This is a genomic window from Shimia sp. (genome assembly GCF_965227725.1).
GTDB lineage: Bacteria > Pseudomonadota > Alphaproteobacteria > Rhodobacterales > Rhodobacteraceae > Shimia.
The window spans coordinates 479,093-504,598 of the sequence record NZ_CBDDGH010000005.1 but is presented as its reverse complement, the minus strand read 5'-3'; the positions used below and the strand labels follow the sequence as shown (position 1 = coordinate 504,598).

30 protein-coding genes are annotated in these 25,506 nt (G+C 58.1%); all 30 read right to left on the bottom strand.

The window, feature by feature from the left end; genetic code table 11:
- Positions 1-3: 3 nt before the first annotated feature.
- The gene (locus tag ACO07T_RS12785; RefSeq protein WP_422049735.1) at positions 4-1,380 is read right to left on the bottom strand and encodes a phage tail fiber protein; all 1,377 of its coding nucleotides are present in this window, start codon (positions 1,378-1,380) and stop codon (positions 4-6) included.
- Positions 1,381-1,447: 67 nt separating this feature from the next.
- A complete protein-coding gene (locus ACO07T_RS12780; RefSeq protein ID WP_422049734.1) occupies positions 1,448-5,290 on the bottom strand; it encodes a hypothetical protein in 3,843 nt (1,280 codons plus the stop codon).
- Between the two features lie 47 nt (positions 5,291-5,337).
- Positions 5,338-7,296 carry a hypothetical protein gene (locus ACO07T_RS12775; RefSeq protein ID WP_422049733.1) on the bottom strand — a complete coding sequence of 653 codons (1,959 nt, stop codon included), beginning with the start codon at positions 7,294-7,296 and terminating at the stop codon, positions 5,338-5,340.
- 267 nt (positions 7,297-7,563) lie between these two features.
- Entirely contained in the window at positions 7,564-8,157 is a 594-nt protein-coding gene (locus ACO07T_RS12770; protein WP_422049732.1) for a virion core protein, T7 gp14 family, read from the bottom strand.
- Positions 8,154-8,627 (bottom strand): hypothetical protein, encoded by a 474-nt coding sequence (locus ACO07T_RS12765; RefSeq protein ID WP_422049731.1) that lies wholly within the window; start codon positions 8,625-8,627, stop codon positions 8,154-8,156. Before ACO07T_RS12765 ends, ACO07T_RS12770 begins: the two co-directional genes overlap by 4 nt.
- The gene (locus ACO07T_RS12760) at positions 8,627-10,984 is read right to left on the bottom strand and encodes a hypothetical protein (protein WP_422049730.1); all 2,358 of its coding nucleotides are present in this window, start codon (positions 10,982-10,984) and stop codon (positions 8,627-8,629) included. Before ACO07T_RS12760 ends, ACO07T_RS12765 begins: the two co-directional genes overlap by 1 nt.
- Positions 10,985-10,992: 8 nt before the next feature.
- Entirely contained in the window at positions 10,993-11,568 is a 576-nt protein-coding gene (locus ACO07T_RS12755; RefSeq protein ID WP_422049729.1) for a hypothetical protein, read from the bottom strand.
- A 64-nt stretch (positions 11,569-11,632) separates the two neighbouring features.
- Entirely contained in the window at positions 11,633-12,592 is a 960-nt protein-coding gene (locus ACO07T_RS12750) for a hypothetical protein (protein WP_422049728.1), read from the bottom strand.
- 337 nt (positions 12,593-12,929) lie between these two features.
- Positions 12,930-13,244 carry a lipoprotein gene (locus ACO07T_RS12745; RefSeq protein WP_422049727.1) on the bottom strand — a complete coding sequence of 105 codons (315 nt, stop codon included), beginning with the start codon at positions 13,242-13,244 and terminating at the stop codon, positions 12,930-12,932.
- The gene (locus ACO07T_RS12740) at positions 13,241-13,417 is read right to left on the bottom strand and encodes a hypothetical protein (protein WP_422049726.1); all 177 of its coding nucleotides are present in this window, start codon (positions 13,415-13,417) and stop codon (positions 13,241-13,243) included. The genes ACO07T_RS12745 and ACO07T_RS12740 overlap by 4 nt, the downstream gene beginning before the upstream one ends.
- A 9-nt stretch (positions 13,418-13,426) precedes the next feature.
- Positions 13,427-14,218, bottom strand: coding sequence for a capsid assembly protein (locus ACO07T_RS12735; protein ID WP_422049725.1), 792 nt, complete (start codon positions 14,216-14,218; stop codon positions 13,427-13,429).
- Between the two features lie 2 nt (positions 14,219-14,220).
- The gene (locus ACO07T_RS12730; RefSeq protein WP_422049724.1) at positions 14,221-14,370 is read right to left on the bottom strand and encodes a hypothetical protein; all 150 of its coding nucleotides are present in this window, start codon (positions 14,368-14,370) and stop codon (positions 14,221-14,223) included.
- On the bottom strand, positions 14,363-15,913 hold the full coding sequence (locus ACO07T_RS12725; protein WP_422049723.1) for a portal protein: 1,551 nt from the start codon (positions 15,911-15,913) through the stop codon (positions 14,363-14,365). The genes ACO07T_RS12730 and ACO07T_RS12725 overlap by 8 nt, the downstream gene beginning before the upstream one ends.
- Positions 15,914-15,923: 10 nt before the next feature.
- Entirely contained in the window at positions 15,924-16,133 is a 210-nt protein-coding gene (locus tag ACO07T_RS12720) for a hypothetical protein (protein WP_422049722.1), read from the bottom strand.
- A gap of 3 nt (positions 16,134-16,136) precedes the next feature.
- Positions 16,137-16,316 carry a hypothetical protein gene (locus tag ACO07T_RS12715; protein ID WP_422049721.1) on the bottom strand — a complete coding sequence of 60 codons (180 nt, stop codon included), beginning with the start codon at positions 16,314-16,316 and terminating at the stop codon, positions 16,137-16,139.
- 50 nt (positions 16,317-16,366) lie between these two features.
- Positions 16,367-16,993: a dATP/dGTP diphosphohydrolase domain-containing protein gene (locus ACO07T_RS12710; protein WP_422049720.1), complete on the bottom strand. Its 627-nt coding sequence runs from the start codon at positions 16,991-16,993 to the stop codon at positions 16,367-16,369.
- Positions 16,969-17,832: a hypothetical protein gene (locus ACO07T_RS12705; RefSeq protein WP_422049719.1), complete on the bottom strand. Its 864-nt coding sequence runs from the start codon at positions 17,830-17,832 to the stop codon at positions 16,969-16,971. Before ACO07T_RS12705 ends, ACO07T_RS12710 begins: the two co-directional genes overlap by 25 nt.
- Positions 17,829-18,020, bottom strand: a complete 192-nt coding sequence (locus ACO07T_RS12700) for a hypothetical protein (protein WP_422049718.1) — start codon at positions 18,018-18,020, stop codon at positions 17,829-17,831. The genes ACO07T_RS12705 and ACO07T_RS12700 overlap by 4 nt, the downstream gene beginning before the upstream one ends.
- The gene (locus ACO07T_RS12695; protein WP_422049717.1) at positions 18,020-18,316 is read right to left on the bottom strand and encodes a hypothetical protein; all 297 of its coding nucleotides are present in this window, start codon (positions 18,314-18,316) and stop codon (positions 18,020-18,022) included. Before ACO07T_RS12695 ends, ACO07T_RS12700 begins: the two co-directional genes overlap by 1 nt.
- Positions 18,301-18,639: a hypothetical protein gene (locus tag ACO07T_RS12690; protein WP_422049716.1), complete on the bottom strand. Its 339-nt coding sequence runs from the start codon at positions 18,637-18,639 to the stop codon at positions 18,301-18,303. Before ACO07T_RS12690 ends, ACO07T_RS12695 begins: the two co-directional genes overlap by 16 nt.
- The gene (locus ACO07T_RS12685; RefSeq protein WP_422049715.1) at positions 18,639-18,824 is read right to left on the bottom strand and encodes a hypothetical protein; all 186 of its coding nucleotides are present in this window, start codon (positions 18,822-18,824) and stop codon (positions 18,639-18,641) included. The genes ACO07T_RS12690 and ACO07T_RS12685 overlap by 1 nt, the downstream gene beginning before the upstream one ends.
- Entirely contained in the window at positions 18,824-20,851 is a 2,028-nt protein-coding gene (locus ACO07T_RS12680) for a DNA polymerase (protein WP_422049714.1), read from the bottom strand. The genes ACO07T_RS12685 and ACO07T_RS12680 overlap by 1 nt, the downstream gene beginning before the upstream one ends.
- Positions 20,852-20,873: 22 nt before the next feature.
- Positions 20,874-22,565 (bottom strand): DnaB-like helicase C-terminal domain-containing protein, encoded by a 1,692-nt coding sequence (locus ACO07T_RS12675; RefSeq protein ID WP_422049713.1) that lies wholly within the window; start codon positions 22,563-22,565, stop codon positions 20,874-20,876.
- 108 nt (positions 22,566-22,673) lie between these two features.
- Positions 22,674-22,883, bottom strand: a complete 210-nt coding sequence (locus ACO07T_RS12670) for a hypothetical protein (RefSeq protein ID WP_422049712.1) — start codon at positions 22,881-22,883, stop codon at positions 22,674-22,676.
- 1 nt (position 22,884) lies between these two features.
- Positions 22,885-23,046: a hypothetical protein gene (locus ACO07T_RS12665; RefSeq protein WP_422049711.1), complete on the bottom strand. Its 162-nt coding sequence runs from the start codon at positions 23,044-23,046 to the stop codon at positions 22,885-22,887.
- On the bottom strand, positions 23,043-23,309 hold the full coding sequence (locus ACO07T_RS12660; RefSeq protein ID WP_422049710.1) for a helix-turn-helix domain-containing protein: 267 nt from the start codon (positions 23,307-23,309) through the stop codon (positions 23,043-23,045). The genes ACO07T_RS12665 and ACO07T_RS12660 overlap by 4 nt, the downstream gene beginning before the upstream one ends.
- Positions 23,310-23,404: 95 nt before the next feature.
- Positions 23,405-23,953, bottom strand: a complete 549-nt coding sequence (locus ACO07T_RS12655; protein ID WP_422049709.1) for an N-acetylmuramoyl-L-alanine amidase — start codon at positions 23,951-23,953, stop codon at positions 23,405-23,407.
- Positions 23,950-24,396: a hypothetical protein gene (locus ACO07T_RS12650; RefSeq protein WP_422049708.1), complete on the bottom strand. Its 447-nt coding sequence runs from the start codon at positions 24,394-24,396 to the stop codon at positions 23,950-23,952. The genes ACO07T_RS12655 and ACO07T_RS12650 overlap by 4 nt, the downstream gene beginning before the upstream one ends.
- Before the next feature lie 75 nt (positions 24,397-24,471).
- On the bottom strand, positions 24,472-25,215 hold the full coding sequence (locus ACO07T_RS12645) for a hypothetical protein (RefSeq protein ID WP_422049707.1): 744 nt from the start codon (positions 25,213-25,215) through the stop codon (positions 24,472-24,474).
- 76 nt (positions 25,216-25,291) lie between these two features.
- The gene (locus tag ACO07T_RS12640; RefSeq protein WP_422049706.1) at positions 25,292-25,468 is read right to left on the bottom strand and encodes a hypothetical protein; all 177 of its coding nucleotides are present in this window, start codon (positions 25,466-25,468) and stop codon (positions 25,292-25,294) included.
- Positions 25,469-25,506: the final 38 nt, after the last annotated feature.

The following is a 25,506-nucleotide window of genomic DNA, read 5'->3' as shown; positions in this document are numbered from 1 at the left end:
GGATTATACCTTGAACCAGAAGTCTCCGTCCTTCCCGCCAGATGGGTTTCCGGTGGAGATGCTGAAATTTGGGCGGTTGGCGATTTCACCGTTCCAGTTTGGTTTGTGACCTTCGTGGAAGACCCGCTTGTCGTTAATCCGCGCATCGCCTGACCCGAACAGGTCAAGTCTTCCTCCACCATCTCGGGATATACGCAGACGGTCTGAGAGACCTTGAATATACCCCACGCGCGTCGTGCCACCTCGGTAGAAACCTACGTAGGGGCTGAGGGATGCACCAGCATTGTAGCCGAGCCTAAGTTGTTCCGAGGAGTTTCGGCCTATCGAGACGAGACCCTTGGTGTGGCTGAGTTCGTCTTTACGCATGAACGTGGTGTAGTGAACCCCGCCGATATGATCGTGACTGTGGGACGACGCCGGATATGTCGTCGGTTTCCCTGTGATAGAGGTCCACGAATGATTGTGGGACGCAGGTGGAAACACAGAGGGCTTGCCCGTCACCTCAGTCCAGCCGTGGGTGTGGGCTGCAGCCGCGAATGACGCTGGATCGAAACCCGCCGCGTTGGCAGCGTCCAGAGCCGACTGAGCAGCAGCGACAGCCGAAGCCTGTGCTGCACTCTCATGGCCCCCTGCAAGGCCCTCCAAGCGGGCACATTCAGCAACCGCAGCAGCGCCGTCTGCACGGAGATCACCAATCTGGGTCTCGATCTGCTGCACGGAGGCCAGAGAAGAAGCGGCACCCTGTTGGGCAGTCTCAGCAGCCACCTTGTGGGCGTTCGCTGATGCGGCAGAAGAAGCCGCCTGAGAGGCGCTCTGTGCGCTCGCTGTGGCGGAGGAAGCGGCGTTACCTTCGGCAGTCACTGCGCGGGCCTTAGCGGCATCTGCGCCTGTCCGTGCAGTCTCAGCAGCGTTCTTCAAGGCGGTGGTCGCGGTGACGAAAGAAGTACCGGACTGCTCAACCCATTGCTTGTTGGCGACATCGCCGCCGTCCATAGGGTCAGCGACCTTGGTAATCCGTCTGCCGCCAGCAGAGAAAGCGCCTGAGTCATCAAGCAGCAGGGAGCCGCTCGCTGCATCAAACGCTTCCGCTGCAATGTGAAGAGCCTGCAGAGACGCGACGTTCAAGTCCTTTGCGATCAGTACAGAGCCGTCAACGAACTCGACAAGGCGCGCCTGATCGGTTTCACGCTTGAGGACAATGACAGCGCCAGCAGCAGGGGCTTTGCCGAGGGTCACCTGAAAGGTGTTCGAAAGTGTGAAGTCTGTTGAGTAGACGCCATCAATCAGAACCTTCACGAAGGCCTTGCTGATGTAATCAAACTCGAAAGTGTAGATGGTCGTGGAGCCATCCGACACGTATGTCTTGATAGTTTTTGCCATAATGGCCTCCATGAGGGGCCGCCCCTAGGTATTTCCTAAGGGCGACCATTAGGGTCATAGTTGCGGGTTATTGGGAATGGTCGGGAAGTTGGCCCGAGATCGCGGCGATCACGTTGCGGATACCAAAGGCGTTCTGGAACATGATCACCTTGGCAACAGCCTTGGCGTCCTTCTGGGAGAAGTCGTAGTCCGACGAGAAAGCGGCCTGAGCCATGCCCCCCGTCGCCCTGAAAACGCCGTCGATCAGGTCGCCTGTAGGGTTCCCCAGAGTTGCACCGACAGGGCCACCGCCGCCTCTCAGTCCTGAGGACCGGAAGTCGAAGATGGGATCGAGACCGAAGGCCTCTCGGCCTGTGTCAAATGCAAGGGGAATGACAGACGAAAACGCTGCCCGCTGGAAGGACGCCTCAGCGAGTGCCTGAGGGTTCAGGCGTTGTTCGAGGAAGTCCTCACGGTCATCGCGTCCAATGGAGTTGATGTTTTGCTGCGCCGCGTAGAACAGCCCGCCGAAGAACATGGACGTGGTAAAGGCTGAGAAGGTTTCCCAATCCCGGTTATGGATACCGGCGAGGGTTTGCTTCACATACGCTGCCATCATGAACGAGCGGAACTGGCCGATGGTCTTACCAAGCTCGTAGCTCATGAAGTCAGGCATGTTGCCGATGTCGTTCTCTTGGATAGACTTCTTGGCCCAGCGGTCCACACCGTTGATGAAAGCGTTCTTGGCGTCCAAGTCGTCCCACTTCTCGATGTTGATGCGCTTGACCTTCTTGCCCAGCATGCCTCTGCTTTGGTCAACGTGCTTCCGCATCTGCTCTTGAATGCGACCGTGCATGTCTTCCGACACACCCATCACACGGAGGCGGTTGTCGCTGATGCCTCTGCGTCCTGTCGCATCGTCCATGAACCGTTGGACCAGCACACGGGCGTTAAGGCGCTGCAGGGCCATGTTGACGTGCCCCATACCCGAGCCAACCACAGTCATTCGCTTGGCGCGCTGGAGACCATGATCGAGACGCTGCAAGTTAGAAGCCTGCTCAACGGCACCGGCCTCGTCGAACATCGCGGACATGTTCATCCGTTCAAGGTCAGTACCGAAACCCCACACGGCCTCGATCTCGCTCAGGAACTCGTCAGAGAACTCCCCTGTCTTAGCGTTGGCGTAAATCTTCCGAAGCGCTGGGATGTTCTGCAGCAGTACACGCAGACCGCCATTGCCCATGATGTTCCCCATCTCGGCCAACTGAGCGACACCCAACTGCCCCCCGATACGGGAGAAGTTGTAGTCACGCAGCATGCGTTGTGCGGTGCGGAAGTTAGATGCACCCTCAATCGGGATGCCGTGGACCAGCTTGTAGGTGTTGTCGAGTGTACGCATCTCTGCGTTCAGCTTCTTCGCGCTGAGGCCTTTCTCCCCTGCTTCCTTAGCGATGTAGCCCTTGACGGTCTCGAAAGATGGAGCATGTGCAGGAAGGTTCCCCTCAGCATCCCTTACGCGGAACTCTTTCAGGAAGTCCTCCATGTGCCCCGCTGCGGTGACCGAACGGACGTACTGGCCGAACAGCATTTCAGCGTCGTTTTCAAGGAAGTCCTCCATTCGAACCACACGGGGTTCCCCGCCGTTGAGCGGGTACATCTTCATGCTGTGGGTTTCATCCAGATCGAGACGCCATTTCGCAGAGGCGATGCGTCCAGTTTCCCCGCTGTCTTGTGTGAAGCGGACCTTATCGGAGATGCGAGTGATCTCCTCAGCGGACATACCGGCGTCATCCAGCATCATCTTGAGGGTCTCCATGTCCTGCCCCGCCAGTGCTCGGTTGAGGTTGAACTCACCGTAGCGCCGTGAGCGGATGCTCTTCACATAGGCCGAAGCAATCTTGAGGCTGGTCTCGTAGTCGATCTCGTCAACGGCAGAGGCGCGACCGGGGTTAGCATTTCGCCACTTACGGTTTGCCTTGCGGATGCTCTCAGCGATCATGCGGTTCATCGTGCCGCCGCCGAACTCTTTCACAAGATCATCCAGCCGATCTATGCGATGACGTCGGACCATGTAGTTGTTGTTCGCTTTGATCTCATCGAAGCCACGGATGCCCATTTGCTTGCCGAACTCAAGGAGGTCAGCGAACTCCTTCTTCATCTGACCCGCCACCTTGGCGACGTGGGGGTTGTTGGGCGCGTCGATCTCGCGGCGAACTGCCAAGGAGACCTGACGGTTGAACTCGGAGCGCTCATTCACGCCGTGCTGCCAGAACAGGCGCTTGCCTTGGTCCTTGAGCCAGTCGCGGTAGGCTGAGTTGTAGGTGCGATAGAAGCGGCCCATTCGGACACGCTCCTCACGGTTCACCTTCTCAGAAACCGAGAAGCGGTTGGTAGACCCGTCAGCGTTGCCTACGCCGTCTTCGACCAGACCACCGCCAAGGCGGCGCATGATGTCGCTCTCAGAACTCTTAAGCACCGAGGAGCGGTCGATACGGGCACCTGAAAGGGCTGCTTTAGGAGCACCCGCACTGTCTGCCGCCACGATCTCAGCAGCGGACAGGTCAGGCTCCTGCGGTACACGGGCAGCGCCCATGGAGCCGTTCGGCGTACCACCGGCAAATGCGCGGCGGATGTTATCTCCCTCGGCGCGTTGGATGGCCTCAGCCATGGCCTTGTCTTCCGGGGTCTTGCCGCGCAGCCCGCCAATGGTTCCGCCCAGCACGAAGCCAGCCGCCGCAGAGATCGCGACATCTTCCCAGCCCATTGTCTGGTCCTGAGATGCAAGGTAGCCGTCGATGCCTGCGTTCACGCTGCCAGCGACCGTGCCAGCCCGAAGAGCGCGGCCAACACGTCCTACCTTGGCACCGTAGATCACAGGAGCAGCCAAGCCTTCCGTTGCCGCTGTTGCAGCGATAGCCACGGGGTCTAGGATTGCAGCACCAATGCGCAGGCCTGTACCGGCCCACCCCAAACCAGCAAGCTCTTGGTCGATCTGTTGTTCCCGCTGTAGCTCCGAAGCGAGCGCTCTCAGGTGAGCCTCAGAGGTCGCAGCGCCGAGGCCGCTATGGTACACCTCGTCCAGCCCCTCAGTGACCTCTTTGAGGAGATCATCTGTCAGTCGGAAGTCGGCGTCTGGGGTGAACTGCTCCTGACCAATTTGACGGGCGGCATGCAGTCCAATCCATTCCTCGTTCGCGGCCATCTTTGACGCATCCCACCAAGTCGGGGTGGAGGCCTCAACCTTCTGGGCGAAGTCGAGGTCTTGTGCCTTGGAGCGGAAAGTAGAGATCGGAGTGTTTTCAACCGCGTTGATCGCGCGTTGTTCGAAGGTCTCCATCGGGACCAAGTCTTCGAGGGATGCCTTGTAGCTCGATGGGGCTGGCCGTGGCCCGCTCGCCGTGGTGCCTTGGTGGCGCTGGAACTCGTAAGAAGACCCTGTGCGGGAAGCGTTCAAGGCCTCCAGAACATTCCCCGGTGTCACTGTCGATTTGTTCAGGCCATCGCCGTCATAGTAACTGTAGCCTGACCGTTTACCTGTCACCATCGGCAGACCCGCCCATTCCTTGGAGAGGTTGTTCCCGAACTGGCTGTCAGTGATCTTACCGGATACCCAATCGTTGTACCCACGGCGGGCCAGAAGTTGGGTGCCCATGCGGTCTTGGAGGGCTTCGTCAAAGAGTTCCTCCCCGGTCAGCCCGAGGTCGCTGATCAGGCTGTCCATGGTCTTGCGGATGATCTGATAGCCGCCCACAGCGGAGGACTTGGAGCCAGCGCGGACGGAAGCGTCCTGCCATGCGCGGACCTCGCTCACGGTCATCTCAGTGACGGGTTTAGGGGGTGCGATCTTGGAGCCTCTGTAGAAGTCCACATAGCCCTTGGAGGTCTCAGCCCCACGAATGAGGCCAAGAAGTGCATCAGGTGTTGAAGTCATTTGGGTGTCCTATTGAAAGAGGGTGGGATGCCCCCTTTGGGGCACCCTTAGTCGTCGCCTGTGAGCCAGCCGAGGAAGCCGCCCTGACGCTCGTGGCGTTTGCTTTGGGCGTTGTTTCTCGCGCTTTGGTTCCGCTCTCGGCGTTCCATCATGTCTTGCTGGTTGAGTGCTTCTGCGGTTGACTGAGCAACCTCAGAGGCCAGTGCTTCTGCAGCAGCGGCTCGTACCTCTTCTGCATGCTGGGCATAGCCACGTTCGATCTCGGAGATGTGGACGATGTTGTCTGCGCCAGTGATCTGGACCGGCATAGCCACATTGCCTTTGTAGGCGATCATCCAGTTACTGGAGCCGTCATGGACAGGCACCATTGTGAGGTCTTCGACATCCTCGTCATACATCTCAGCGAAGTCTTGGAGGTGGACCGTAGAGGCGTCCTCGAAGTCAGGCGGAAGGTACACGTTACGGGTGTTGACAGAGACGCCGTTGATCACCGTGTGGCTGGCCTGATAGTCCTCGACAGCTTTCTCCACCGCCTGCGCCTTAGGGACGCCGAGCGAGATGAACAACTTAGCGAGAGCCTCAGTGCGCCCGAGGGCTGCGGCACCGTTAGCCATGTCGTCCCCGAACATGCCGGGTTCGATGCTTCGGGCCATTGCGTTGAACTCGTCACGTCCGAAGCTGTTGGCTTGCGCCTTACCTGCCTCAGTTGGTGGCTTGGCTGCGCGGAGCAGAGCATCCTCTGTCGAGTAGCCCATCTCTTCCAGCAGCAACGCAGCAGACCATACGTTCTCTGCATCGGTGTTGTTGATGTGGCGGGAGCGAAGCTGCGGTGTTTCAGCCAGAGCCTTGTATGTCGCGTACCCGCGCAGAGCCGTATCGGGCACCGTTGTGGTTCCGTCAGTGTCCGTCGCAGCGGCTTCCGTCAGGGTGAGGTGAGCGTCAGACATCACGTTCTCCCAGACAGGATACGTCACGTCCACGCCATAGCTCGATAGGGTCTGCGCCATGACCGCAGGAGGTGTCTGCCTGTTGGCAAGCTCGTTCATGCTATCCACCACAGCGCCTTCGATCAGCTTCTCCCGCGTGATCGTCTTGGTCTTGCCGTCAGCGGTCGTGTAGGTGAAGTCTTGAATGGCGTACCCCTGCCCTGTCGTTACCGCCTGCAGTGCTGACGTCTTGATGGCGTCGATCTGCTGGTTGTTCTGGGCAGCTATGGTGGCTTTCATCTGAGCCGTCCGGTTGGCAGAAACAAGACGCTCATACTCGCCGAGGCTGATCTGGCTCTGATCGCGAAGCTCTGTCGCGGTTTCGAGGTTCAATGTGCCGGTCGCAGCTTGCTGTTGGAGACCCACGATTGTCGCTGTGTTCTCAGCCCGCGCCACAGCACCGGCCACCTCACGCGCCTGTTCAAGGAGCTTGTTGCTTTCCTCGGCGAACTTCTGACGTGTCAGGTACGAGCCAACAACCGTGCCATCTGGTCCAGTGATCTCCGTTGTGAGAAGCTGGTTCAGCTCGTCCACTTTGCCCTCTGATGCGAGACGCGAGGCGATACCGAAGATGTTGTTGTCCATCTGCGCGAAGGTCATCCCGAACGCTTCCCTGTGCTCGCCTTTCAGAGCGTTCAAAGCTGCATTCAGGTCGGCACCCTCAGCGACGGCATTCACAGTCGCCTCGTAGGCAAGAGTACCGAAGTTGTCCGATGTTCGCTCACGGGTCCAGTTGGACTTCCACTCAGCGTGGTTGTCGCGGAGGTTCCCGAGGACGCCTTGCATAGCGTTCCGGTAGCCCGACATGATGAACTTCGATCCACCGAACTTCTCCATGTCCTCTCTGGCGAAACCCGAGATGAACTCGTCAAGGTCGCCGTTATGCTTGTCGAAGTCGTTGTTGTAGGCGTCTACCAACTCACGCTTGCGGCGTTGAGCGTAGACAGTGCCGAACTGCTTTTCGAACGCAGCCTGATACCAAGGGCTTTCGGTGTCGCGCAGGGCACCTGAACGGACCAATTCCTGGGACTCTTCAAAGGTCATCCCTTGGATGGTGTCGTGTGCCCTGTTTGCTTCGTCCTGTTGGTACTCCTGCTGGGCCTCCTGAACGTACCCTTGAAGGGTCGGAGCGATGGACAGAAGCGACTGAGCCAACGCCGAGCCACGCGATTGTGGGGCCGAATAGACAGGAGCAGCATCCCGTGTCGGACGGGCCACTGTACGGATGGCCTCAGGCTGTCCGATGTTGGTGTTCACTTGTGGGCGTCTTGCCATAGTCGTGGTTCCTTACTCGCCTGTTCCGCCGCTGCGCCCGCGTATCTTCCAAGTGTCTCTGTATGCGCCGACGACGCCGGTCCCGGCTTGGAGGGCGGAACCTAGGAGGGAAGGATGCTGCGGTGTTGGGCGGGTGTTGATGGTGTTCGAATAGCCACGCTGCACGGAGTTACGCTCGGCTTGAAGCTGCACACCTGTGTTCTCTAGGTTCTGGTTCACGCTGTCGCGGATGCTGGCCTCTTGACCAAAGATGTCACCGAGAAGAGCGTCCACGGAGAGACCCGAGACGCCGCCTGCGGTTGCTGCAACCTGCGCCGATGAAGCTGCCTTACTGGCGTCGATCTGGGCTTGGTTCACTCTTTGGGTAGCCGCTGCGCGTTCCTGTTGGCCTATCTGGGTGATCTTGTCTTGGTCTTCGATCATGTAGACGCGAGCGCGGTCGTTCGCTTGTTTGTTCTGGGCCTCAGTGATGTCAGCCATCCCAGCCGCTTGTTGGTAGCTCAGTGCAGTCTGACCGACTGCGAGACCTGCTGTAATGGCAGAGCCGTAAGTACCGATGGCGGCGAAGGCTGATTGCATCGCTGTGGCAATCAAGGGAAAGCTCATTTCATTATCCTTACAAATTCAAGGTAGGTCTGGCCGTTCTCGCCCTGCAGGCGGTTGATGAACGTGAAGCCTATCTTCTTGAGCCATGTGATCTGTTTGGTGTTGCGGGCGTCCTTGAGGTTCATCAGGACCGAGTAGTCCCTGCCGAGTTCAACAATCGCGTCCTCGGTGGTCTTGACGCCCCAGCGCCACCTTTTGTGCGCCTTGCTTCCCGGTAAGGCCCATATCAGGCCCACCTCTGGGTCAGGCGTAGGTGTCACCCCGTAGACAGCAACAGCGCCGTCCTCGGTGTCCCACACAATCATTTTGGTCCCGAGGGCCAGAAGTTCACCTTCCAGCGCCTCAGGGTTTCTCATACCGCCATCTTGGAGTTCTCGGAGTTCGTCTCCTAAAAGGGTGTCCCAAACACGACCGAGGTCGCCTTGGGCGTAGGGCCGAAAAGCGTTCCAGCCGTGCTTCGGTTCTGTCATTAGACTTTCCTTGCGCGAGAGTTGTAGGTCGCCTCCCACTCAGCAGCCGTGAAGCTGGCCGGTAGAGGGCTGTCACAGATGATCTCGATGTTGGCGTCGTGGTTGCGACACATGACCGGGATGCGGACACGTCCAGTCGCGAGGTTCATCTGTCCGATGGTTCCACTTGCGATGCCCAACTTGCGGCCCGAGAACGTGCGTTCTGTCACCGCCCGTCCGCGAGGATGCGAGCGTATCTTGAAGAAACCTGCACGGGAGTAATCCACGGACACGTAACGAAGCTGCAGACGACCATCTGAGTTGGCAGATACCCCACCTGCAGGCTCGGGCGTTCTCATGTAGAAAGTGGAGAACTTGTATCGGGCCACGAACTTAGAGCCGAGCATCAGCTTGGCGTTCGTCCAGTCACCCCTTAGGCGCACCTTGTTGGGAGCCGGTCGGTCGTATGTGATGATGGTCCCTTCTGGGAAGTTGGGGTCGTCCCCTCGGACCACCACATGGAGTTCATCGTTGGTTTCATAGGGGAGCGTGAACGTGGTGTAGTCGCCGCTCTTCACCCGTGTGCAGTCTTCGGAAGGAACACCACGGTCCACACGGAAGAGAACCGAGGAGCCTGTGTCAGTCGTGCCGCTCTCGAAGTTGATGACCTCTAGGAAGGTCTTACCTCTGCGGGAGATGACCAGATACATATTGCTCTCGATGAACTCCGCACTCAGGATGTGGTCCTCGTCGGACAGCACCCACTTAGACCAAGCCGACTGCAGCTTGCCTTCATTGTTGAAGAAGAAGCGGTAGACCCAGATCGAGTTCTTCTCTTCCTCGGCCAACATCACCATCGTGTCCTCAGCGGAGGATGCAGCGAGGAACTTCATGCCGCGCGGGAGATACCGTGGGCAGTGCGATGTCACGTCCAGCGCGTCGTTCTGCTCGTTCCCTTCTTGGACGAAGTATTCGCGCAGCCCTGAGCTACCCCCTCGGGGCACCGGGAAGTAGACGAACTGGCCCACACCTACAGGCCGTACATTCGGTAGACTTTCAAAGGCCGTAGACTGAGCAATAGCCACCGTCGATGGCGTCAGAACACCGCCACCCTCAAGGACGAACTGCGACTGGTCGGAGAACAGCAGTAGCGTTCTGTTGAAGGGAACCGCGAAGTTGATGATTGAGACGCGCTCTGAGGTGGTCGCGATGTCAATCGGGTCTGTGTCCAATGTCGTTGTCGCAGTGGCGCGGTAGAAGTCGAAGTATTCACCGTCCTGAGACATGATTACGTTCTCGTCTGCCACGAAGCCCAGCCGGTTCTGGAAGAAGAAGATGTCCCTGATCGGCCTGCCCTCAAACGAAGGATGCGGAACCTTATCCAGATCGCCCACCTCTCGCGGTGCCCAAGCGGGTCGCCCGAATGTGAACGTGCCGTTGGCCTCTCGGACCAGCGTGTGAGGCATCGTAACGGGGTCGAGTTTGTAGGTCTCGCCGCCTTTGATGAACTCCTTCCACACGCCCACGCCGTCATTTCCCTCGGTCTCGTAGCGCACGAAGTAGTTATCGAACGAGGACGATTGGTCGCCCACGATCTCCACCTCAAAATTCTCGATACCGTTCTTGGGTAGGTCGCTGAAACGCTGCACCTGAGACTGGATAGCGTCGATGTTCGTACCACCAACGCCGTCTTCGACGCGCACAGAGAATTTGGTGGCGTCGTTCCGTTTGATCAGGATGAGATCACCCTTACGGGAGAATGAAAAACCGGAGCCACCCCACGATTTGAGGTCGGACAGTAGCTCTGCCGCGATGTTGTTTGTGTCGATGGCGCTCGCTTGGTTCGCGTTGTCCCCGTCAGGCGTCGTGAAGGAAGCCCTTTCGGCTCCGTTGATGAAGACACGATAGGTCTTCCCGTAGTTGCCACCGCGCACGTAGACCATGCTTTGGTTCACCCGTCTGGGTGTCTTGGCTGAGGAAGCGCGGACGGTCTTATTGCGGTTCAGCACGAAGGTGTAGTCGGCCACGGTCACTGCGCGAAAGTCAGCCTTACCGGAGCCGCTGAGGTAGCCCCAGCCGTGTGGAGCGTTTACCGTCCGTTCGATACCAGTCTCTGCCTCAAAAACACGAAGCCGACCTGAGCGGATGACCACAACGTACCGCTCGTTGATGTCGCGGTTGATCGTGTGGATGAAGCCGTCAGACCAGTCAGAGTTGTCCACCTGAGCAAGGAAGCGTGTAGGTGGGCGCATGGTGAGGCCGTCTGCCACAGAGGACAGGAAGTTCACCTGCTCTTCGGCTTGAGACGCCAGCCGCAGTGTCGGTGGCTGCTGGGATATGCCGTTGATCAGGTTTGGGATGGATGATGCGATGAGCATAATCAGACCTATCGGGTGTTGTGGATGTTGCGCACCGAGTTGCTGTCGAAGAGGAAGTTCTTCTTCTTGATGCGTGTGTTCGCGCGGCGGTGCGCCCAGAGCGCCTGCCGTTCATCATCCGCTGTGATTGCGTTCAGGAGTTCCGACGCCACTGCCCGTTTCTGGAACCTTCGCGCTGCCCTGATGGCAACGTATTGGCGGGTCACTTCGGGGAGTTCGTCGAAGTCCAGACCCCAGATGATGTCGCATGTGATCTCGTTCCGGCCTTCGTGGCTGAAACTGAATGTCTGGGTGTCGTAGATGCGTTCGCCGCGAACTACGAGCGTCCGGTCGGAGGGGACCACGCTGAGAGCGTTCGGGGGAATTTTGGCTTCCCAAGGGTCAAAGCCTTCGGGAATGATCGGGTAACCCTTGTCAGTGTTGAAGGTGTATCCCTCAACGAGCACTTCACGGGTCACCTCTTCGAGTGCCGAGATGGCTGTGATGGCATCGACCACACCAACGTCTTCAAGGGTGTTGATCGGTGCTTCGCCTACAGAGGCCAACATCGAGTTGACCGCAGTGAGTTTTGATGTGGTTTGCATGGGTGCCTCAAGGTGGAAAAAAACCCCCACCAAGCGGGTTAGGCTCAGTGGGGGCTGTGAGGGTTTAGGCGCGAGCAAGCTCGATTGCGGCCTCAGGGCGCAGAACGCCGTGGCCAACCGCGTACTTGGACACAACCTGAGTGCCGAGGCGGCGCGGGTCGAAGTCCATGCGGGTGGTCAGGTCCATCAACTGCACGGTACCGATGGCAGACTTGTGCATGATCAGACCAGCGGTCTTGCGGAAGTCGCCAACGTAGCTGTCACGAGAACCACCTTCGACAGAGTCAGAGGTTACGTTCGTCTTTGGCAGGTTGTTGGTCTTGACGATCTCGATGCCTGCGACTTCGAAGACTTTGCCTTTGGCGTAGTCACCGTTACCCGCAACGAAGTCACGGTTGATGACTTTGTCAGACTGCACCAGCGCGTAGTACAGAGCAGGCGGCAGGTAAGCCACACGGTCGGCCTCAGGGATGTTCTTCTCATCCATGGTCTGAGCAGCGGCGTAGAACGCAGCAGCCAGCTTGTCCGGGTTGTTGAAGTCGTTTGCAGCGGCTTCGGTCAGGACTGTGCCTGCAGGGCTTTCACCGCTGATGTTGCCAACAGTGGTACGGGCCGCGAGGACGCCAACCTGCAGAGCGTGTTTGTCCCAAGTCTGGGCAAGCACACGGCCAACTTCGGTCGAGTAATGGCCGCGAACGTCATAGTGGTTCTTGGCTTCGTCGATCTCAGCGATGAACACAGGCGAGATCAGCAGATCATCAATGGTGATGACCTTCTCGTTGTGCTTGATTTTGCCGCCGAGGATTTCGTTACCCGGCGTGTGGTAGAAGGCAGACGCACGGCCCATGACCGGGAACTGTGCGGACTTACCAGAAGTGATGGAGCGGGACATAACCCGGCCCTTGGTGACGTTCTCGGCTTCGAAGATGGTCATTACTTCGCCCGAAAAGACTTTCAGGAAGAGTTCGTCGGTGAGGCCTGAGCCTTCAACTTGGCCCAGAGCGGATACAACTGCATCAGTCATTTGTGATTTCCTTGTGAGAGAGTGGGTGACCTCTCCGCACCACTCACAGCGCGACCGGAGTTATCCGCCTCAGCGGGCAACGGGCCTGTTCGTAAGTTCGGGTTGGTTCGTGATCGCCGCCTGAAAAGGTCAGCACGATCTGTCTCAAAGGATGTTCACGGGGGTTTCCCCCTCAGGAATGCGTCACGGCATCTGCGTTTTTGAAAAGATTGGGGCAGTTCGTCGGAGAGGCATTTAAGGGGGGGGGGTGTGACCCGCCAGATGGGTCGGTGTTCTGGCGGGCCTTCCATTCACCCCTGAAAGGAACCCTAAGGATGTATTAGGGCATAGTTGCGGGTTAATTGGATTTGGGTTTCTTGAAGAGATTTCTCAGCCAAGCGGCTATCTCGCGATGGGAAGGACAGAGGACTCCAGAGAGGAAACACAGCAGGCAGATCAGCTTCCAATCCACATTGGTCACCTCAACGACTTCCGCTTGGGGAACCGTGACGGTTTGCGTGGAGTGGTCCGCTAAGATTGCCTGAGTGTTCGTCTTTCCAATCTGAGTGTTCGCAGCGACGTTCGGGCCACCTCCTGTCAAAAGACCAAGAGGAGCGCCTGCGCATCCTGCCAGCGTGAAGGCCAGCAGGAGGGCAAATACTAAACGTCTCATGTCTGTTTAGCCTTCCAGTCCAGCGCGAAGGCCGCGCCAGACCAGCCGAGGACGGGGACGGTCAGAAACTTTGCCGCCTCGAATGCGATCTCGTCGAAGATGCCCCAAACCCACATGACCGCGAGGAAGACCAACATCACTGAGGCCACCTCACGCTTGTAGGTTTTTTCCATGGGGTCTCCTTACATCACGCTGGAACGGTCCAGCTTCGCCATGACGTCCGCGCGGTATGCCGCGTCGGTGGCGTAACGGGGGTCACGCATCGCCTTGGTGACTTCAGCAGTGGACCGGAACACGTCGCCCGCACCGCCCTCACCTTTGCGTTGACCGCCAAGGAGGTTTGGAGCCGAGCCAGCTTCTGACTTGTGGCGCGCAGCCAGACCAGCCAGAGCCATCTTCACGGCCTCGGGAGAACCGTTGTCCACGGTGTTGTTGAAGGCTTCGATCTCTGGGCGGGACAGGTTCTCTGCGGCCCAGCCGATGATCTCGTTGAAGTTTTCCTCGCCACCAACTTGGTTGTGCAGATCGGTCACCAGCTGGTCCCCGATAGCCGCCTGCCCTGCGACGTAGGCCTGCACCATTTCTTGGGTGATGCCTTGCTTCGCCAGTGCCTCGTAGTCGCTTGCATCCAGATCGCCGTTGTTCACGATCTTTTCGCCCAGTTTGTCCATGTCCAGACCTGCCGCAGAAACCACATCAGCAGCAGCTTGATCGGCTTCCTCTTGGGTTGTCTGTTCGGGTGTCTGTGCGGTTTCCTGTTTAGGCGCACCCTGTTTGGTTTCCAGAGCGGCATACGCTTTTGCCAAGTCCTCAGGAGTTGCGAACTTCTCGGGCAACCAATCTGGGCGCTGAGGTTCGCCGTCAGGTGCCGCCGCTGGGGTGGCTTCTTGTTTGCCTTCCGCCTTTGCGACCATTGCGTCGATATGCGCTTGGGTTTCTTGAGGAGTTTCTGGGGTGATGTTCAGTTCAGTCATGTTCAGTCCTTGAGCCAGAAGGTGAAGCCGTTACGGGTGACCTTGCGGCCCCGTGGGTCTTCCTTTTGGGTTTTCTTGGAGGTTTTCTTTGCGGGAGCTTTGGAGGGGTCTGCGGAGACCACCTCCTTGGTTGCTGGTACGGCGTCAGCCATCCTGTGTTTCCATTCCTTTCTGGGCAATCCCGCCCATCTGGTTGATCATCTGACCGGCACCGTTCAGCATCATCTGCTGGTTGAGGCGCTGCTCAGCTTCTTGTGCTTTCTGTTCTTCCGTCTTGAGGAGACCTGTCGGGTCGATACCGAGCGCAGCCGCACGACGCTTCACGTAGTCAGCGACGTTCGTCTCTTGGCTCAGAGCTTCGGGACCGTAGAGGTCACGCAAGCCTGCCACCATTCGGTCGAGCTTGTTGAGGTCACTCTGGCGGGACAGAGCGTCGATACCCGTGGTCACGGTTGGTTGGACCAGTTCCTTGGGCAGTTTCGGGAGCCGCTTCTGTTTGACCAGTTTCTCGATGGTGATCTTCACCAAAGGAAGCTGGAACTCTTGCGATAGCTGCACGTAGACGGCACCAATCGTGGCCTCTAGGTCAGCCGCCATGTAGCGGATTTCCTCAGCAGTCACGCGCTCGCCTTGGCGCTGGATCGAAGAGTTCATCAGGAAGTGCTGTTCAATACGACGAGTGAGATCGTCAGCGAGGTTTTTCGCCACCTGCAGATCGGCGTATTTGTCGATGCGCAGGAAGCTCACGTCAGACTCAACACCGGCTACGAACTCAAAGTTCTCTGCGTTGCTCAAGTCTTCCTCGTCAGTGACACCGTTAGGGTTCACCAGTGCGATCACCTTCGCGGCACCTGCAGCATACTCAAGGATGGCCTTGGTCAGGTTCTCCAGAGATTTCAGGTCGCCAATGATCGTTTCGACGTGGCTGCGGCCATAGTCTTCGCCGTCGATGCGTGTCCACCGCAATGGAAACCATGGACACTTATCCAGCGGGTAGCTGCCTTCGGTGCCGGGAATGTCCACATCATTGACTGACTGTTTAACCATCCACAGCTTATCCTCGCGCACGAGGTGAGTGTAGAGTTTGGCCGTTTGCTCAGGAGCCATCATGGCACCTTCAGCGTTCTTGTCCGTGGGCGTCTTAACGAGAGCCGCTACCTCTGGTGAGAGCGTGGCTACGTTGACTTCCTCCTCAGTGATGATCTCGACAGCGTTGCCTGACGGGTCACGCGCAACGACGAAGTTCTGCAAGCCGTAGACTTTCAGATTAAGATCTTCCTGCACGTAGACCAGAGCGTTGCCGCCAATGATCAAGTGCTGGGTCGCCTCAGAGAAACCCATACGGGTGCCCGAAGCTTCAACCGAACGGGACGCAGTGCGCTCGACCATGGTCAAGGCCTGCTCGATTTCGGCGCGGGCTTCTGGGTTCTGGGAGATTTCAGCGAGAGTAAATTCCTCAATGTCCAGTCGGAAGAAAGGCTCGTTCGGAGGCATGAGAGTGGTGGTCGCCTTGGCTGTAAGACCAATGCTGCCACGCGCTCCCACGCTCTGATACGGTTGTTTCAATGGACTGGACCCTGAGTGCCCTTCCGGCGGAATGAGCGACGGAATTGTGAGTGTGCTGTTCTCACGGGCACGGGTAAGGAATGGCTCACGGCTGCTCGATAACTGTGTGTATCGGGCCTGTGTGCTCATAGGGTCGCCCTTACTTCATGGGGATGTTGATACCCGCACCGCCGCGACTGGATACGCCGCCTGTCTGAGGGTCAATGCGGAGAGACTGTCGGCCTTTCTTGCGGCGCTTCGCTTCCGAGGGCCGCTCTTCGCTGCCTAGTTCACGGGTTGCGATGTCTTGGACAGGCGGGGCTGGGGCGGGTGCCGGAGGCGTGTAGTTGGAGGCCTTGGGTCGGCTCATGGATTATCCTTCCAGAATATTCTGTTTCGCGTTGTTGCGGCGGAGGAGATCGAGAACACCCTGCTGGCCGATGGCGACACCCATCTGGACCGGGGTCGTGTTGATGTCGCGAGGGGCTTTGTCAGGGAATGCCTCTTCTAACGCCGCCAAGAGTTCGTCTGGGACGACTGGGAATTTTGGCATATGCGCCTCGTTGGGGCTTAGTTGCGGGTTATTTGAGGGGAGCCTTTCGGCTACCCCTTCGTGTTCGCCTTGATGAACTCGGCAAGCATCCCTTTGAGGGGCTTGTCATCCACCAGATTTCCACCGCTTTCGGCGTCCAGAAGGATGCACATACAGGCGGCGGCATGGGCGAGGTGATGAACATTGCTGTCTGAGGCGCGCTGCTCGCCGTCCCACCACGACATCAGGTGGCGAAGCGCCGCGTCGTAATAGACGGAAGCCTTCACGGGATGCTCGCGCCAGTTCATCAGGCCATACTTCTCTTTCCCGTCAGCCATCGCTTGGCCGATGTGGAAGAGCGCCACAGGGGGCACACAGGAGATCGCCGGTTTGGTTTGCCCGATGATGTCCTTGGGGTTGGTTGAAGGGGCCTCAGGCTGTTTATCGCAGGGTTCACCGCAGTCGCAGTCACAGCAACGGTTGAACGTGTCTTCCCCCTCTACCTCTTTTTTACACAGCACAAGATCGCTCAGATACATCCATGAGCCACTCTCTTGGAGATGCACCGAGCTGAAGGTGCGGATGGATGCCACCGTGTCTTCGTAATCACCATGTGCAAAAGGAAGGCCGTTGCGCTTGCGTACTCGGTCGCCCGGCAGCAAGTCGCCATACATCAAAGTAGCAGTGTCGGTTGCCATAGAATGGGTTCTTTCTTCTTGAAGTCGTAGTCAGAGGTTCGGAGGATGCGGGCCACTTGCATCTGAACGATGGCGTCCTCTTCGGTCAGACCAGCTTTGGCGTAGAGGGACACGATGCCGGTCCAGAGATCAGGCGTCTCACGTTTGACCCAGCGGGTCTGTTCAACGCCTTTGTTCTTGCCGCTCTTCGGGATGTACGTCTCTTCGACGAACATGAAGGGGTCTTCGAGATACCGCTCGGCAGTATCCATGCCCCAGCCGGGACAGCCCTTGTAGCCATCGGTTACGTCACCCGCGATGCCTTGCTTGAGGTGGAACAGGTCGGCCTGTTTCTGGGTCACCTCAAAGACACCGAGGACTGTCTGGTGCATGCGGTAATGCAGCCCCGGCAGTGTGCTCATGTCCTTGTCAATGGTGACCATCACCTTCTCGCCGGGGAACCGTTCATGCAGTCCAGAGAGGATGCCCAGAAGGTCGTCGCCTTCGAGGCCGGGACGTTGCCATGCGTCGTATTTGTCCCTCAGGTACTCGCGGCACTGTGGCAGTAGGATTGGCTTTTCGACGTCCTTACGGTTGCCCTTGTAGGTGGGCAGAACGTCTTGCCGCCAGTTGTGGTTGTCGGTGATGCAGCAGATCACTTGATCGGCTTCGAGGTCATCCCGAAGTTCTTCGATGGAAATGTCGATATGCTTTCGGGCGGTTTCACCATCGGCCTGTGCTGTCCAGCGCGCACCGTCTAGGGAGCCATCTCCCCAGTCGGTCCACTCTTGGGCACCCGCTGCGGCGCGGAACGCGATGATGTCCGCGTCCACGATTGCTGTGCGCTTCTGTTTGGTCACTTGTAGTCACCCCGCAGGATGTCGAGGAAGACCTGTCGGGCCTGCGTCACCGTGTACTTCAGATCGGCGTTGGCCGAAGGCACACCATTAGACCAGACGGATTGAAGGTAGATGATTGGGGTGAGGAGCAGTGCTGACCAGAAGAGCGCGAGAAAGAGGCCCAGACGCGGGGGCTTGTGTTCAGCCATCAGGACCACTCCGAGTAGCCGCCGTTGCTGCCTTTGTCGAAGCTCCACCAGACAGCGAGGATAGCGGCAAAGATCAGTGCAATCCGCAGAACAGCCAGAACGACGAACACTGGAGGGAGGGTCCAGAAGATAGTCGAGACGGCGAACACCACGCCTTCGCAGATGAGCACTGCCGTAACGCCAATGGCAATGAACGCGAACAGAAACGTCACAAGCCACTTCATGAAGCTGCCACGTTCAAACTTGTTGGAAAGAGTGTTGAAGAAGTTTTCGAAGGATTTCATTTGGTCATCCATTGGTTGCTCATGTGGTCCTCGAAGAAGTCAGCCACCTGTCGAAGTTCAGCGACGGTCGCGTTGTTCTTGATGCGATTGGCTCTGTTAGAGATCACCAGCACGTTCCCTCGGACGTAGCCGAGAGCGGGCACCACACGGTCAAGTGAGGGGGAATTGTCGGTGGGCTTTCCCGAGCCGACGATGAGGGGTATGTCCAAGACAGGGCACGAGTGAGGGATAGAGATGTCCTCAGGGGTGATGTTGAAAGGAACACCTGCCTTGGCGGCACGGGCCTTTGCAGCCCGCACCATTGCTTTTGCGACCCGACTAAGGTCGGTTGCCATTAGTCAGCCAAAAAGAATGACTCGACGAGCCAGCCCTTCGCGCTTTCGACGTCACCGCCTTCAATGGTTGCGATTTCTACAGCGGCTTTACGCGCTGCGTCTGCAGAGCGGTACACGCCCTTCACCTGCGAAGAGCCCTCGCTGTCGTCGGTGAGGACAAAGATTTCTGTATGCTGTTTTTCCATCAGTGGCATTCTTTCCAGTTCTGGCCGCGCATACTGTCCACATCGAGTTTGATACGGATGCCGTAGTATTCGCGGACTTGATCCATCGCCCACGCGGACGCTGCCTCAACAGCATCGGCCACCTCAGGGGTGCGACAGGCGACTTGGTTTTCATCGTGAATGTTGGCCATGAAGGCGAAGTCGCCATCCCAGCCGTGCTTGAAGCCTTGATCAATCAGGCGTCGTTCCATCAGAACGGACCATTTCTTACACACCAGCGCACCGGCAGATTGCAGGAGCGTGTTCAGTGCAGAGTGTTCGGAGCGGACATGAAGGAGACCCTGATCGAGAGCGTTCAGGTGTTGGTGAGCCTTGGCTTTGGACTTCACCGCCTTCACCAGTTTCGCCAACGCAGGCAGACCCTCAAGGAACTTGGCCCTTAAGGCTTTACCGTCAGCAGCAGTCCCTCCCACGATCTCGCCCAGCTTCCCGTCACCGCCACCGTAGAGGAAAGCGTAGATCAGGGTCTTAGCCATGTTCCGTTCAGGTAGGCCTGCGAGTGTTTGGTTGTGGGTGTGGATGTCTCCGTTCAGGATAACGTCGCCGTAAGCGCCTTCATCCCAACGGGCCATGTAGTGGGCCAGCATCCGAAGCTCCAAGCCGGAGGCGTCGGTGCCCACCTGTATCCAACCCGCGCCGGGACCAAAGAGTTCGCGACACTCTGCTCCGAAGTCAGCGCCAATTCCCGGCACCTGAGCGATGTTCGGGTTGCTATGTGTCATGCGTCGGGTGACCGCGCCGACCGTGTTATAGCTGCCGTGGATGCGGCCATCGCGGACGAGCTTGAGCCACGCCTGCTTGCCCTCAGCGAGTTGTCCCACGCGCTTGATGACGGTGAAGTATTCAGTCAGCAGCGGCCCACAATCGTAGGGCAACTTCGACATGATCTCTTCGTCCACCTTCGGGCGACCGTCAGAGGTGAACTCTTGGGGTTTCCACCCGTAGAGCTTTTGCAGCCGGTTCGCGATGTGGATGCGCGATGAAGGATTGAACTCGACAACCTTGATCTTGGTCATCGGGTAGCCTTTGAACTCCCGACGAACGCCCCGGCGTTTTGCTGCGGCGTTAGGCAGCCCGCCCTTGGTGAAGTCCTCAGGTGGAACCGGACTGTCGTCGTCGAGGTAGCGCCAAGAGGTCTCGCCCCAATATCCTTGGGATTTGTTCGCGCTCTTGGGGGTATACGCCCCCTGCCCTTCAACCCACGACCCGAAGGTTTCCTTGAGCTGATCTTCGAGCTGGGCGCGACGGCCTGCCAATTTGGCGTAAAGGTTGCCCGCTCCAGTTTCGTTGAAGGGAAACCCGTTGGCTTCGATCTTGGCGCACAGGTACGCCATGTCCAGTTCGTCGCGGACGGCTTGCTTGGAGTAGCCCTTGCGCTGACACCAGCGGTAGATAGAGAGGTTGGTCAGAACGTCCTGATCACAGTAGTCCTGCATCTCCTGAGACCATGTGGCCCAGACTTTGTGCATTGCCTCCTGCTTGGAAAGGTAGGGTTCAGCCTCAAGGATTTCCTGTTGACGGACCTTGGCGAAGTCACCTTTCCATTCACCGAGACGCTGGCCCCACGCCTCAAGGGAGTGGGAACCAATCAGACGGCCATCGAGAGTTCCGCGCTTCACGTACATGCGGTCGCTGTCGGCCACGTTGGGCTTGATCAGGCGCGTTAGGGTGAGCGTGTCGATGGTGACGCCGGGGACGTTCGGAGTGAACCACGGGAACAGCATATGCAGGGCCGGTTCATCGAACTTGATGATGTTGTGGCCGATGCGTTTCTTGGCGTTGTTCAGGAGGTGGACACCCTCAACCAACCGGTCGTAGTTGTCGGGGTGCCCATCGTTGCGGAAGCTCAGAAGCTCCTTGGTGTCCATGTCGTAGAGAACGAGACAATGGATTTTGTCCATCTGATCGAGCAGACCATTGGTCTCGATGTCATAGATGAACCGCTCGCGGCGAGGGGCTTCCTCGTCCACGTCAGTGTGGTTGCTCATTTTGGGCCTTTCGCTGAAGTGCCTAGAAGTCGCCCTTCCCGTCCTCGTCGGAAGCAGCGTGAGAGGTCATGTCTTCGAAGCCCGCCGCCATCTCTGGATCGACGCCTGCGCAGAACGTGCCTGTCTCTTTCTGGAAGAAGATGAAGTCAGCAGGACCAGTGTCTCCGGTGTATCGGGACTTGAGGACGTGGACCTGTGCTGTGTTTCGGGCAGCTTCCGTCTCGGCCTGTTGGTTGCGAGAGATCGCGTAGACGGAGTTGGAAAGCTGTTTGATGCCACCGCTCCCACGGAGGTCATCTAGTGAAGGAGCAGCGCCCTCTTCGAACGAGGTGTTTCCGCCTGCCTTCTTGAGGTGCGAGATCAGCCCGATGTAGATGCCTAGCTCCACAGTCAGGGTCTTGAGGTTGTGCATCAGCGCGTCGATGCGGCGGCGTTCGTCACCGTCCTCACCCATGTCCGAGACCAAGATCGACAGGTGGTCAATCCAGATCACCTTACAGTCACAGGCGTGGGCATAGTAACGGATGCGGTTCATCAGGTTCTCGTCGGAACCCATGGAACCGAAGGCGTCATGGAGGTAGATGCGGCTGTTGCCGTTGGCATCCTTCGCGAGGAAGTATGCTTCGAAGTTCCGACGCAGTTCCTCTTCGGTGATGGTGTCGCGCACCGCAGGCAGCGTCATGCGCTTTTCCATGAACACCCCAAGCAAGCTCTCAGCGGTGTCCTCAAGGGGTTCCTCAAGGTGGATGATCGCTTGGTTGTAGTCGGTCTCGCGGAAGATGTGCGCTTGAAGCTGCTTGATCATGGTGGTCTTGCCCATGCCCGAGCCGGAGGTCCAAGTGTCCAACTCACCAAGCCGGATGCCCAGCACCTTGCGGTTCATCTCAGGCATCCAAAGCGGGAACGGAATGGAGGTCACCACCGGACGGTTCTTCAAGCGGGTCCAAATGTCCTCGCCATGGACAACCGAAGGTGGGCTGTAGGGTTTGGCATTCCAGATCGCCTGAACGATCTTGTCCTGCTCACCATTCACCCAGCACTCATTGGCGTCCTTACGAGGCAGCGTTGCCACCAGAACATTGTGTCCGGTCAGAACCTCAGCGGCAGCTTCGACAGCCTCACGCCCCGGCTCGTCTTCGTCGAACATCAAAACGATCTCGTCGAAGTTGCCCAGGTATTCGAGGTTCTTGGCGATGTCCTTACGGGCACCGTCAGCGCCGTTGATGAGGGACACTGCAGGCCACTTGGAGCCTTGGGCTTGGAAGACAGTCATCGCGTCGATCTCACCCTCGGTGATCACGATACGCTTGCCCTTTCCGAACAGGTGCGAACCGAACAGGCCAACGCCTTTCTTATCGCCCACCCAAGGCATGCCTTCTTTCTTGTCGGCGAAGCGCAGCTTCTGGGCGACTACGTTCCCTTTGTCGTCAGTGTACCCAGCCAACTGAGCAGGCTTTCCATTGAAGAGGCCGATCTGGTAGTTGTAGCGTCGGGCTGTTTCTTCACTGAGTTTGCGCGCTTTGAGGGCTGCGTAGCTTCCTTCGATAAGGTTACGACTACGGGTTGGTGCCGGGGTATCGTTAGACCCAGCGGAGGAACCACCCTCTGGTGGCTCGTAGTGGTCGCAGGATGCGCCGAAGCAGTAGGCATGGCCGTCGCTGTACCGCGCGAGGTTGTCTTCCGAACCACAGGAGGGACACTCCTCCCGCCCCACGAACACGCTTTCGTCTTCATAATCGTCGTACATTCATTGTTCCTTGAAACGAAAAAACCCCCGCCGAAGCGAGGGTCAGAGAAGGGAGACAGAGGGCTTTCTGGGGGTTCAGAAAGCTTCCGTTTCAGGGCGTCCGCGCTTGGAGCCAGCGTTGTCACGGAGGAAATCTTCCAACAGGGTGCGGGCCTCTTGGCGCGCCTTCCCCATGGTTTTTGCAACGCGGAAGTGTGGAGGATGCTCGTAGTCGGTGTGGCGACCGCCAGCGATCAGGTAGCCGTTGTCAAGCTTTTCAATGGAAAGGGAGAAGCGGAGTTTCATATCAGTTGCCTTTCAGTACGCGGGCGATGGTGAAGATTGGGAACAGGACGGGGAACGCGAAGGCGATGACGATGTCACGCCGGTTGGCGGGGCGGACCATCATCACAGCCATGAGAGAGGCGGCGGCGGTGCAGAGCCATAGGTAGATGCAGAGCCAGATCATGCGACGTCTCCACGCTGCGCCCATTCAGGGAGAGCGAAGTCAGGCAGACCGTGAGTGCCTTTGTCTTCCAAGAAGTAGACGGCATATTTCTTGCCGTTGGGGTCGGTGCGATTGTCGGTCGTGATCGGCCAGCCCTTGTCACGCAGTTCCTTGATGCGAGCCGCGAGCCGGAAGACGCCATAAAGGCCAAGAGCTTCAAGTGGGCTGATGGTGCGGCCTGACTTGAGGTGGGATTTGATCTGATCGAGTTGGGATTTCGCCATGGATTTTCCTTTCCACAGTGTGGGTGCTTAAAAGCAGGAAGCCCCCAATCCCGGCGTGGGAAAGGGGGCGGTTGTGTGTTGAGCACAGTTGCGGGTTAATTGAGCGAGAAGGCTCCGGTGCGCAGGAAATGCTGCACATCGTGGGAGGGGCATGCCTTGCGGACACCCTTCACATCGCGGTGCCCTTCGATCTCCTCGTCGGTGAACCCGTAGGTTCCCTTCAAGAAGTCGAGAAGGCCATCCAGAGAGGTTGCCTGAGCGTCGGTGAAGTTGGCTTCTGCGTCAGAGCCATTCCAAGGGTTGCCCGGAACGTGCTCCTGAGGGCGCTCAGATACGCCACCAATGAGGCAGACAGAGATGTGGGTCTTGTTGCGGCCACCGTGTTTACAGTGAGCACCGCGAGCGTCCATGGGACGGCCAGCATGGATGACACCGTCGCGGGAGATCACGAAGTGGTAGCCGATACAGAGCCAGCCCCGTTGCCGGTGCATGCGGTCGACGTCGATTGCATCCCAATCCTGAGAAGGACGTGAAGCAGAGCAGTGAACGGTACAGCCGAGGGTTTCGTCGCGCATCTTGAAACGGAGACCAGTGAAGTCTAGGTCCGAGCGCCATGTGAGTTGGGTTTTGAGTGGTTGAGTCATGTCATTCTAGCGATAGCGTCGAGGCTCGCTTGGTTGATCGGCTCGTCAATCCACGCTTGCGGGATGAACTCCTTCGCAAACGGAATGCCGAGGCGTGTTGCGTAGATCGCGTATGTGGTGGGGCTGTTCTTCCCGATGCGTTGGTTCGGGTTCGAGAACACCATGCGAATGTCGAGGTCGGGGTGCTGCTCAACGATCATCTTGAACTTCTGCCGGTCTTCGGTGACCCAGCGTCCTTTGGTGTCGATGATGATGCCATTCGGCAGCACAAAATCAGGTGTGTAGGTGCGCGGCTTTGCGGGCTGCACATAGGAGAGCTTGAAGGGTTCGTAGTCGTAGTCGAAACCACCAGCGTCGAGGCGCTTCGCGTTGCGCACTTCAAGCCCTGAGCGATAGCCAAGCTCTCTTGCACGAGCGGCGGCTGTCTTGGTGATGCGGGCCATAGGTATCTCCAAACGCAAAAAAGCCCCCAAGGCTTTCGCCAAGGGGACTAATGCAGAGGTCAGTTGGTGGTGGGTTTAGAAGTCGTCAGCGCCGGAGGGGTCGCCCTCGCCTTCGCCGGGGGTGTGGTTGTATTCACCCTCGTCTTCACCCTCGTCGTCGTCGCCTTTCGGGGCTTCGTATTGGGAGGAGTCGAAGCCACCTTCTTGGGCACCGAAGCCGTAGTCGCTTGCGGAGCGCTCGCCACCTTGACGGAGGGTCACCACTTGGGCCGCTTCAAGCTGCAGCTTGATGCCGTAGGCACCAGTCGCCGGGATGAAGTAGCCGCTTTCAGTGAACGAGAAGGAGATGATCAGTTCGGAGCCACCCCAGATGGCGATCTCGCCTTTGATCGGGCGACCGAGCGCGTCGAACAGTTGAGGTTTGCGGGACCACTTCTTGCCCTCACGCGGGCCTTTCTTCACGACGCCGCTGGCCTTCATGGTCAGCTTCATTTCGACTTCGCCAGTAGGCTCATCGTCTTCGTCGTAGATCGTGGTGAAGATGTCGTTGCGGGTCGGGCTACCCAGCTTGTCACGCTGTGGTTTCTTGAGCGCCGCGAACTTCTCATCGGCCATCGCTTCGACCGGCCCCATGTAGGCTTCGAGCTTCTCGCGGAAGGCAATGAATTTCGGGTCAGTCTCGGAGAAGACCAGCTTCACGGAGTATTCGCCCTCGGGCTTCGGGTAGTCTTTCGTGCCATAGTCAGGCTCCGTCAGCTTCGGCCATTTCGCGGTGCCGAGTGGGGAGTTCATCTTCACGATCTTGGGCTTGTCTGCCATGTGTTTTCCTTTGCAGTATTCGTGTTGGCTTGGTCGCCGAATGTGTTGAGCACAGTTGCGGGTTAATTGGCGGCGGTCAGACGACGACGCCTTTAGACGAGAGAGCGGACAGCAGATCGGTCGGGACCAGCTCGCCTTGCTGTTCAAGTGCAGCCTTGAGGTACAGCAGGTTGTGGACCGAGCGTTCGCGGTATGGCTTGGCCTTAGGGCAAACCTCAGAGGCGCTCGTGCGTTCCATGTTCGGGTTGTTCATTTGGTCACCTTTCGGGGTCGGTTCTGGTGTTACACAGT

What these genes read in the sequence shown, in the direction of transcription:
- ACO07T_RS12720 (WP_422049722.1), bottom strand. Translation starts at nt 16,133, where the DNA reads ATGAGCCGACCCAAGGCCTCCAACTACACGCCTCCGGCACCCGCCCCA.
- ACO07T_RS12685 (WP_422049715.1), bottom strand. Translation starts at nt 18,824, where the DNA reads ATGGAAAAACAGCATACAGAAATCTTTGTCCTCACCGACGACAGCGAG.
- ACO07T_RS12770 (WP_422049732.1), bottom strand. Translation starts at nt 8,157, where the DNA reads ATGAGCTTTCCCTTGATTGCCACAGCGATGCAATCAGCCTTCGCCGCC.
- ACO07T_RS12680 (WP_422049714.1), bottom strand. Translation starts at nt 20,851, where the DNA reads ATGAGCAACCACACTGACGTGGACGAGGAAGCCCCTCGCCGCGAGCGG.
- ACO07T_RS12765 (WP_422049731.1), bottom strand. Translation starts at nt 8,627, where the DNA reads ATGACAGAACCGAAGCACGGCTGGAACGCTTTTCGGCCCTACGCCCAA.
- ACO07T_RS12695 (WP_422049717.1), bottom strand. Translation starts at nt 18,316, where the DNA reads ATGGATGACCAAATGAAATCCTTCGAAAACTTCTTCAACACTCTTTCC.
- ACO07T_RS12660 (WP_422049710.1), bottom strand. Translation starts at nt 23,309, where the DNA reads ATGGCGAAATCCCAACTCGATCAGATCAAATCCCACCTCAAGTCAGGC.
- ACO07T_RS12755 (WP_422049729.1), bottom strand. Translation starts at nt 11,568, where the DNA reads ATGCAAACCACATCAAAACTCACTGCGGTCAACTCGATGTTGGCCTCT.
- ACO07T_RS12780 (WP_422049734.1), bottom strand. Translation starts at nt 5,290, where the DNA reads ATGACTTCAACACCTGATGCACTTCTTGGCCTCATTCGTGGGGCTGAG.
- ACO07T_RS12750 (WP_422049728.1), bottom strand. Translation starts at nt 12,592, where the DNA reads ATGACTGATGCAGTTGTATCCGCTCTGGGCCAAGTTGAAGGCTCAGGC.
- ACO07T_RS12690 (WP_422049716.1), bottom strand. Translation starts at nt 18,639, where the DNA reads ATGGCAACCGACCTTAGTCGGGTCGCAAAAGCAATGGTGCGGGCTGCA.
- ACO07T_RS12665 (WP_422049711.1), bottom strand. Translation starts at nt 23,046, where the DNA reads ATGATCTGGCTCTGCATCTACCTATGGCTCTGCACCGCCGCCGCCTCT.
- ACO07T_RS12785 (WP_422049735.1), bottom strand. Translation starts at nt 1,380, where the DNA reads ATGGCAAAAACTATCAAGACATACGTGTCGGATGGCTCCACGACCATC.
- ACO07T_RS12735 (WP_422049725.1), bottom strand. Translation starts at nt 14,218, where the DNA reads ATGACTGAACTGAACATCACCCCAGAAACTCCTCAAGAAACCCAAGCG.
- ACO07T_RS12645 (WP_422049707.1), bottom strand. Translation starts at nt 25,215, where the DNA reads ATGGCAGACAAGCCCAAGATCGTGAAGATGAACTCCCCACTCGGCACC.
- ACO07T_RS12700 (WP_422049718.1), bottom strand. Translation starts at nt 18,020, where the DNA reads ATGGCTGAACACAAGCCCCCGCGTCTGGGCCTCTTTCTCGCGCTCTTC.
- ACO07T_RS12740 (WP_422049726.1), bottom strand. Translation starts at nt 13,417, where the DNA reads ATGGAAAAAACCTACAAGCGTGAGGTGGCCTCAGTGATGTTGGTCTTC.
- ACO07T_RS12650 (WP_422049708.1), bottom strand. Translation starts at nt 24,396, where the DNA reads ATGGCCCGCATCACCAAGACAGCCGCCGCTCGTGCAAGAGAGCTTGGC.
- ACO07T_RS12640 (WP_422049706.1), bottom strand. Translation starts at nt 25,468, where the DNA reads ATGAACAACCCGAACATGGAACGCACGAGCGCCTCTGAGGTTTGCCCT.
- ACO07T_RS12670 (WP_422049712.1), bottom strand. Translation starts at nt 22,883, where the DNA reads ATGAAACTCCGCTTCTCCCTTTCCATTGAAAAGCTTGACAACGGCTAC.
- ACO07T_RS12730 (WP_422049724.1), bottom strand. Translation starts at nt 14,370, where the DNA reads ATGGCTGACGCCGTACCAGCAACCAAGGAGGTGGTCTCCGCAGACCCC.
- ACO07T_RS12710 (WP_422049720.1), bottom strand. Translation starts at nt 16,993, where the DNA reads ATGGCAACCGACACTGCTACTTTGATGTATGGCGACTTGCTGCCGGGC.
- ACO07T_RS12760 (WP_422049730.1), bottom strand. Translation starts at nt 10,984, where the DNA reads ATGCTCATCGCATCATCCATCCCAAACCTGATCAACGGCATATCCCAG.
- ACO07T_RS12655 (WP_422049709.1), bottom strand. Translation starts at nt 23,953, where the DNA reads ATGACTCAACCACTCAAAACCCAACTCACATGGCGCTCGGACCTAGAC.
- ACO07T_RS12725 (WP_422049723.1), bottom strand. Translation starts at nt 15,913, where the DNA reads ATGAGCACACAGGCCCGATACACACAGTTATCGAGCAGCCGTGAGCCA.
- ACO07T_RS12745 (WP_422049727.1), bottom strand. Translation starts at nt 13,244, where the DNA reads ATGAGACGTTTAGTATTTGCCCTCCTGCTGGCCTTCACGCTGGCAGGA.
- ACO07T_RS12715 (WP_422049721.1), bottom strand. Translation starts at nt 16,316, where the DNA reads ATGCCAAAATTCCCAGTCGTCCCAGACGAACTCTTGGCGGCGTTAGAA.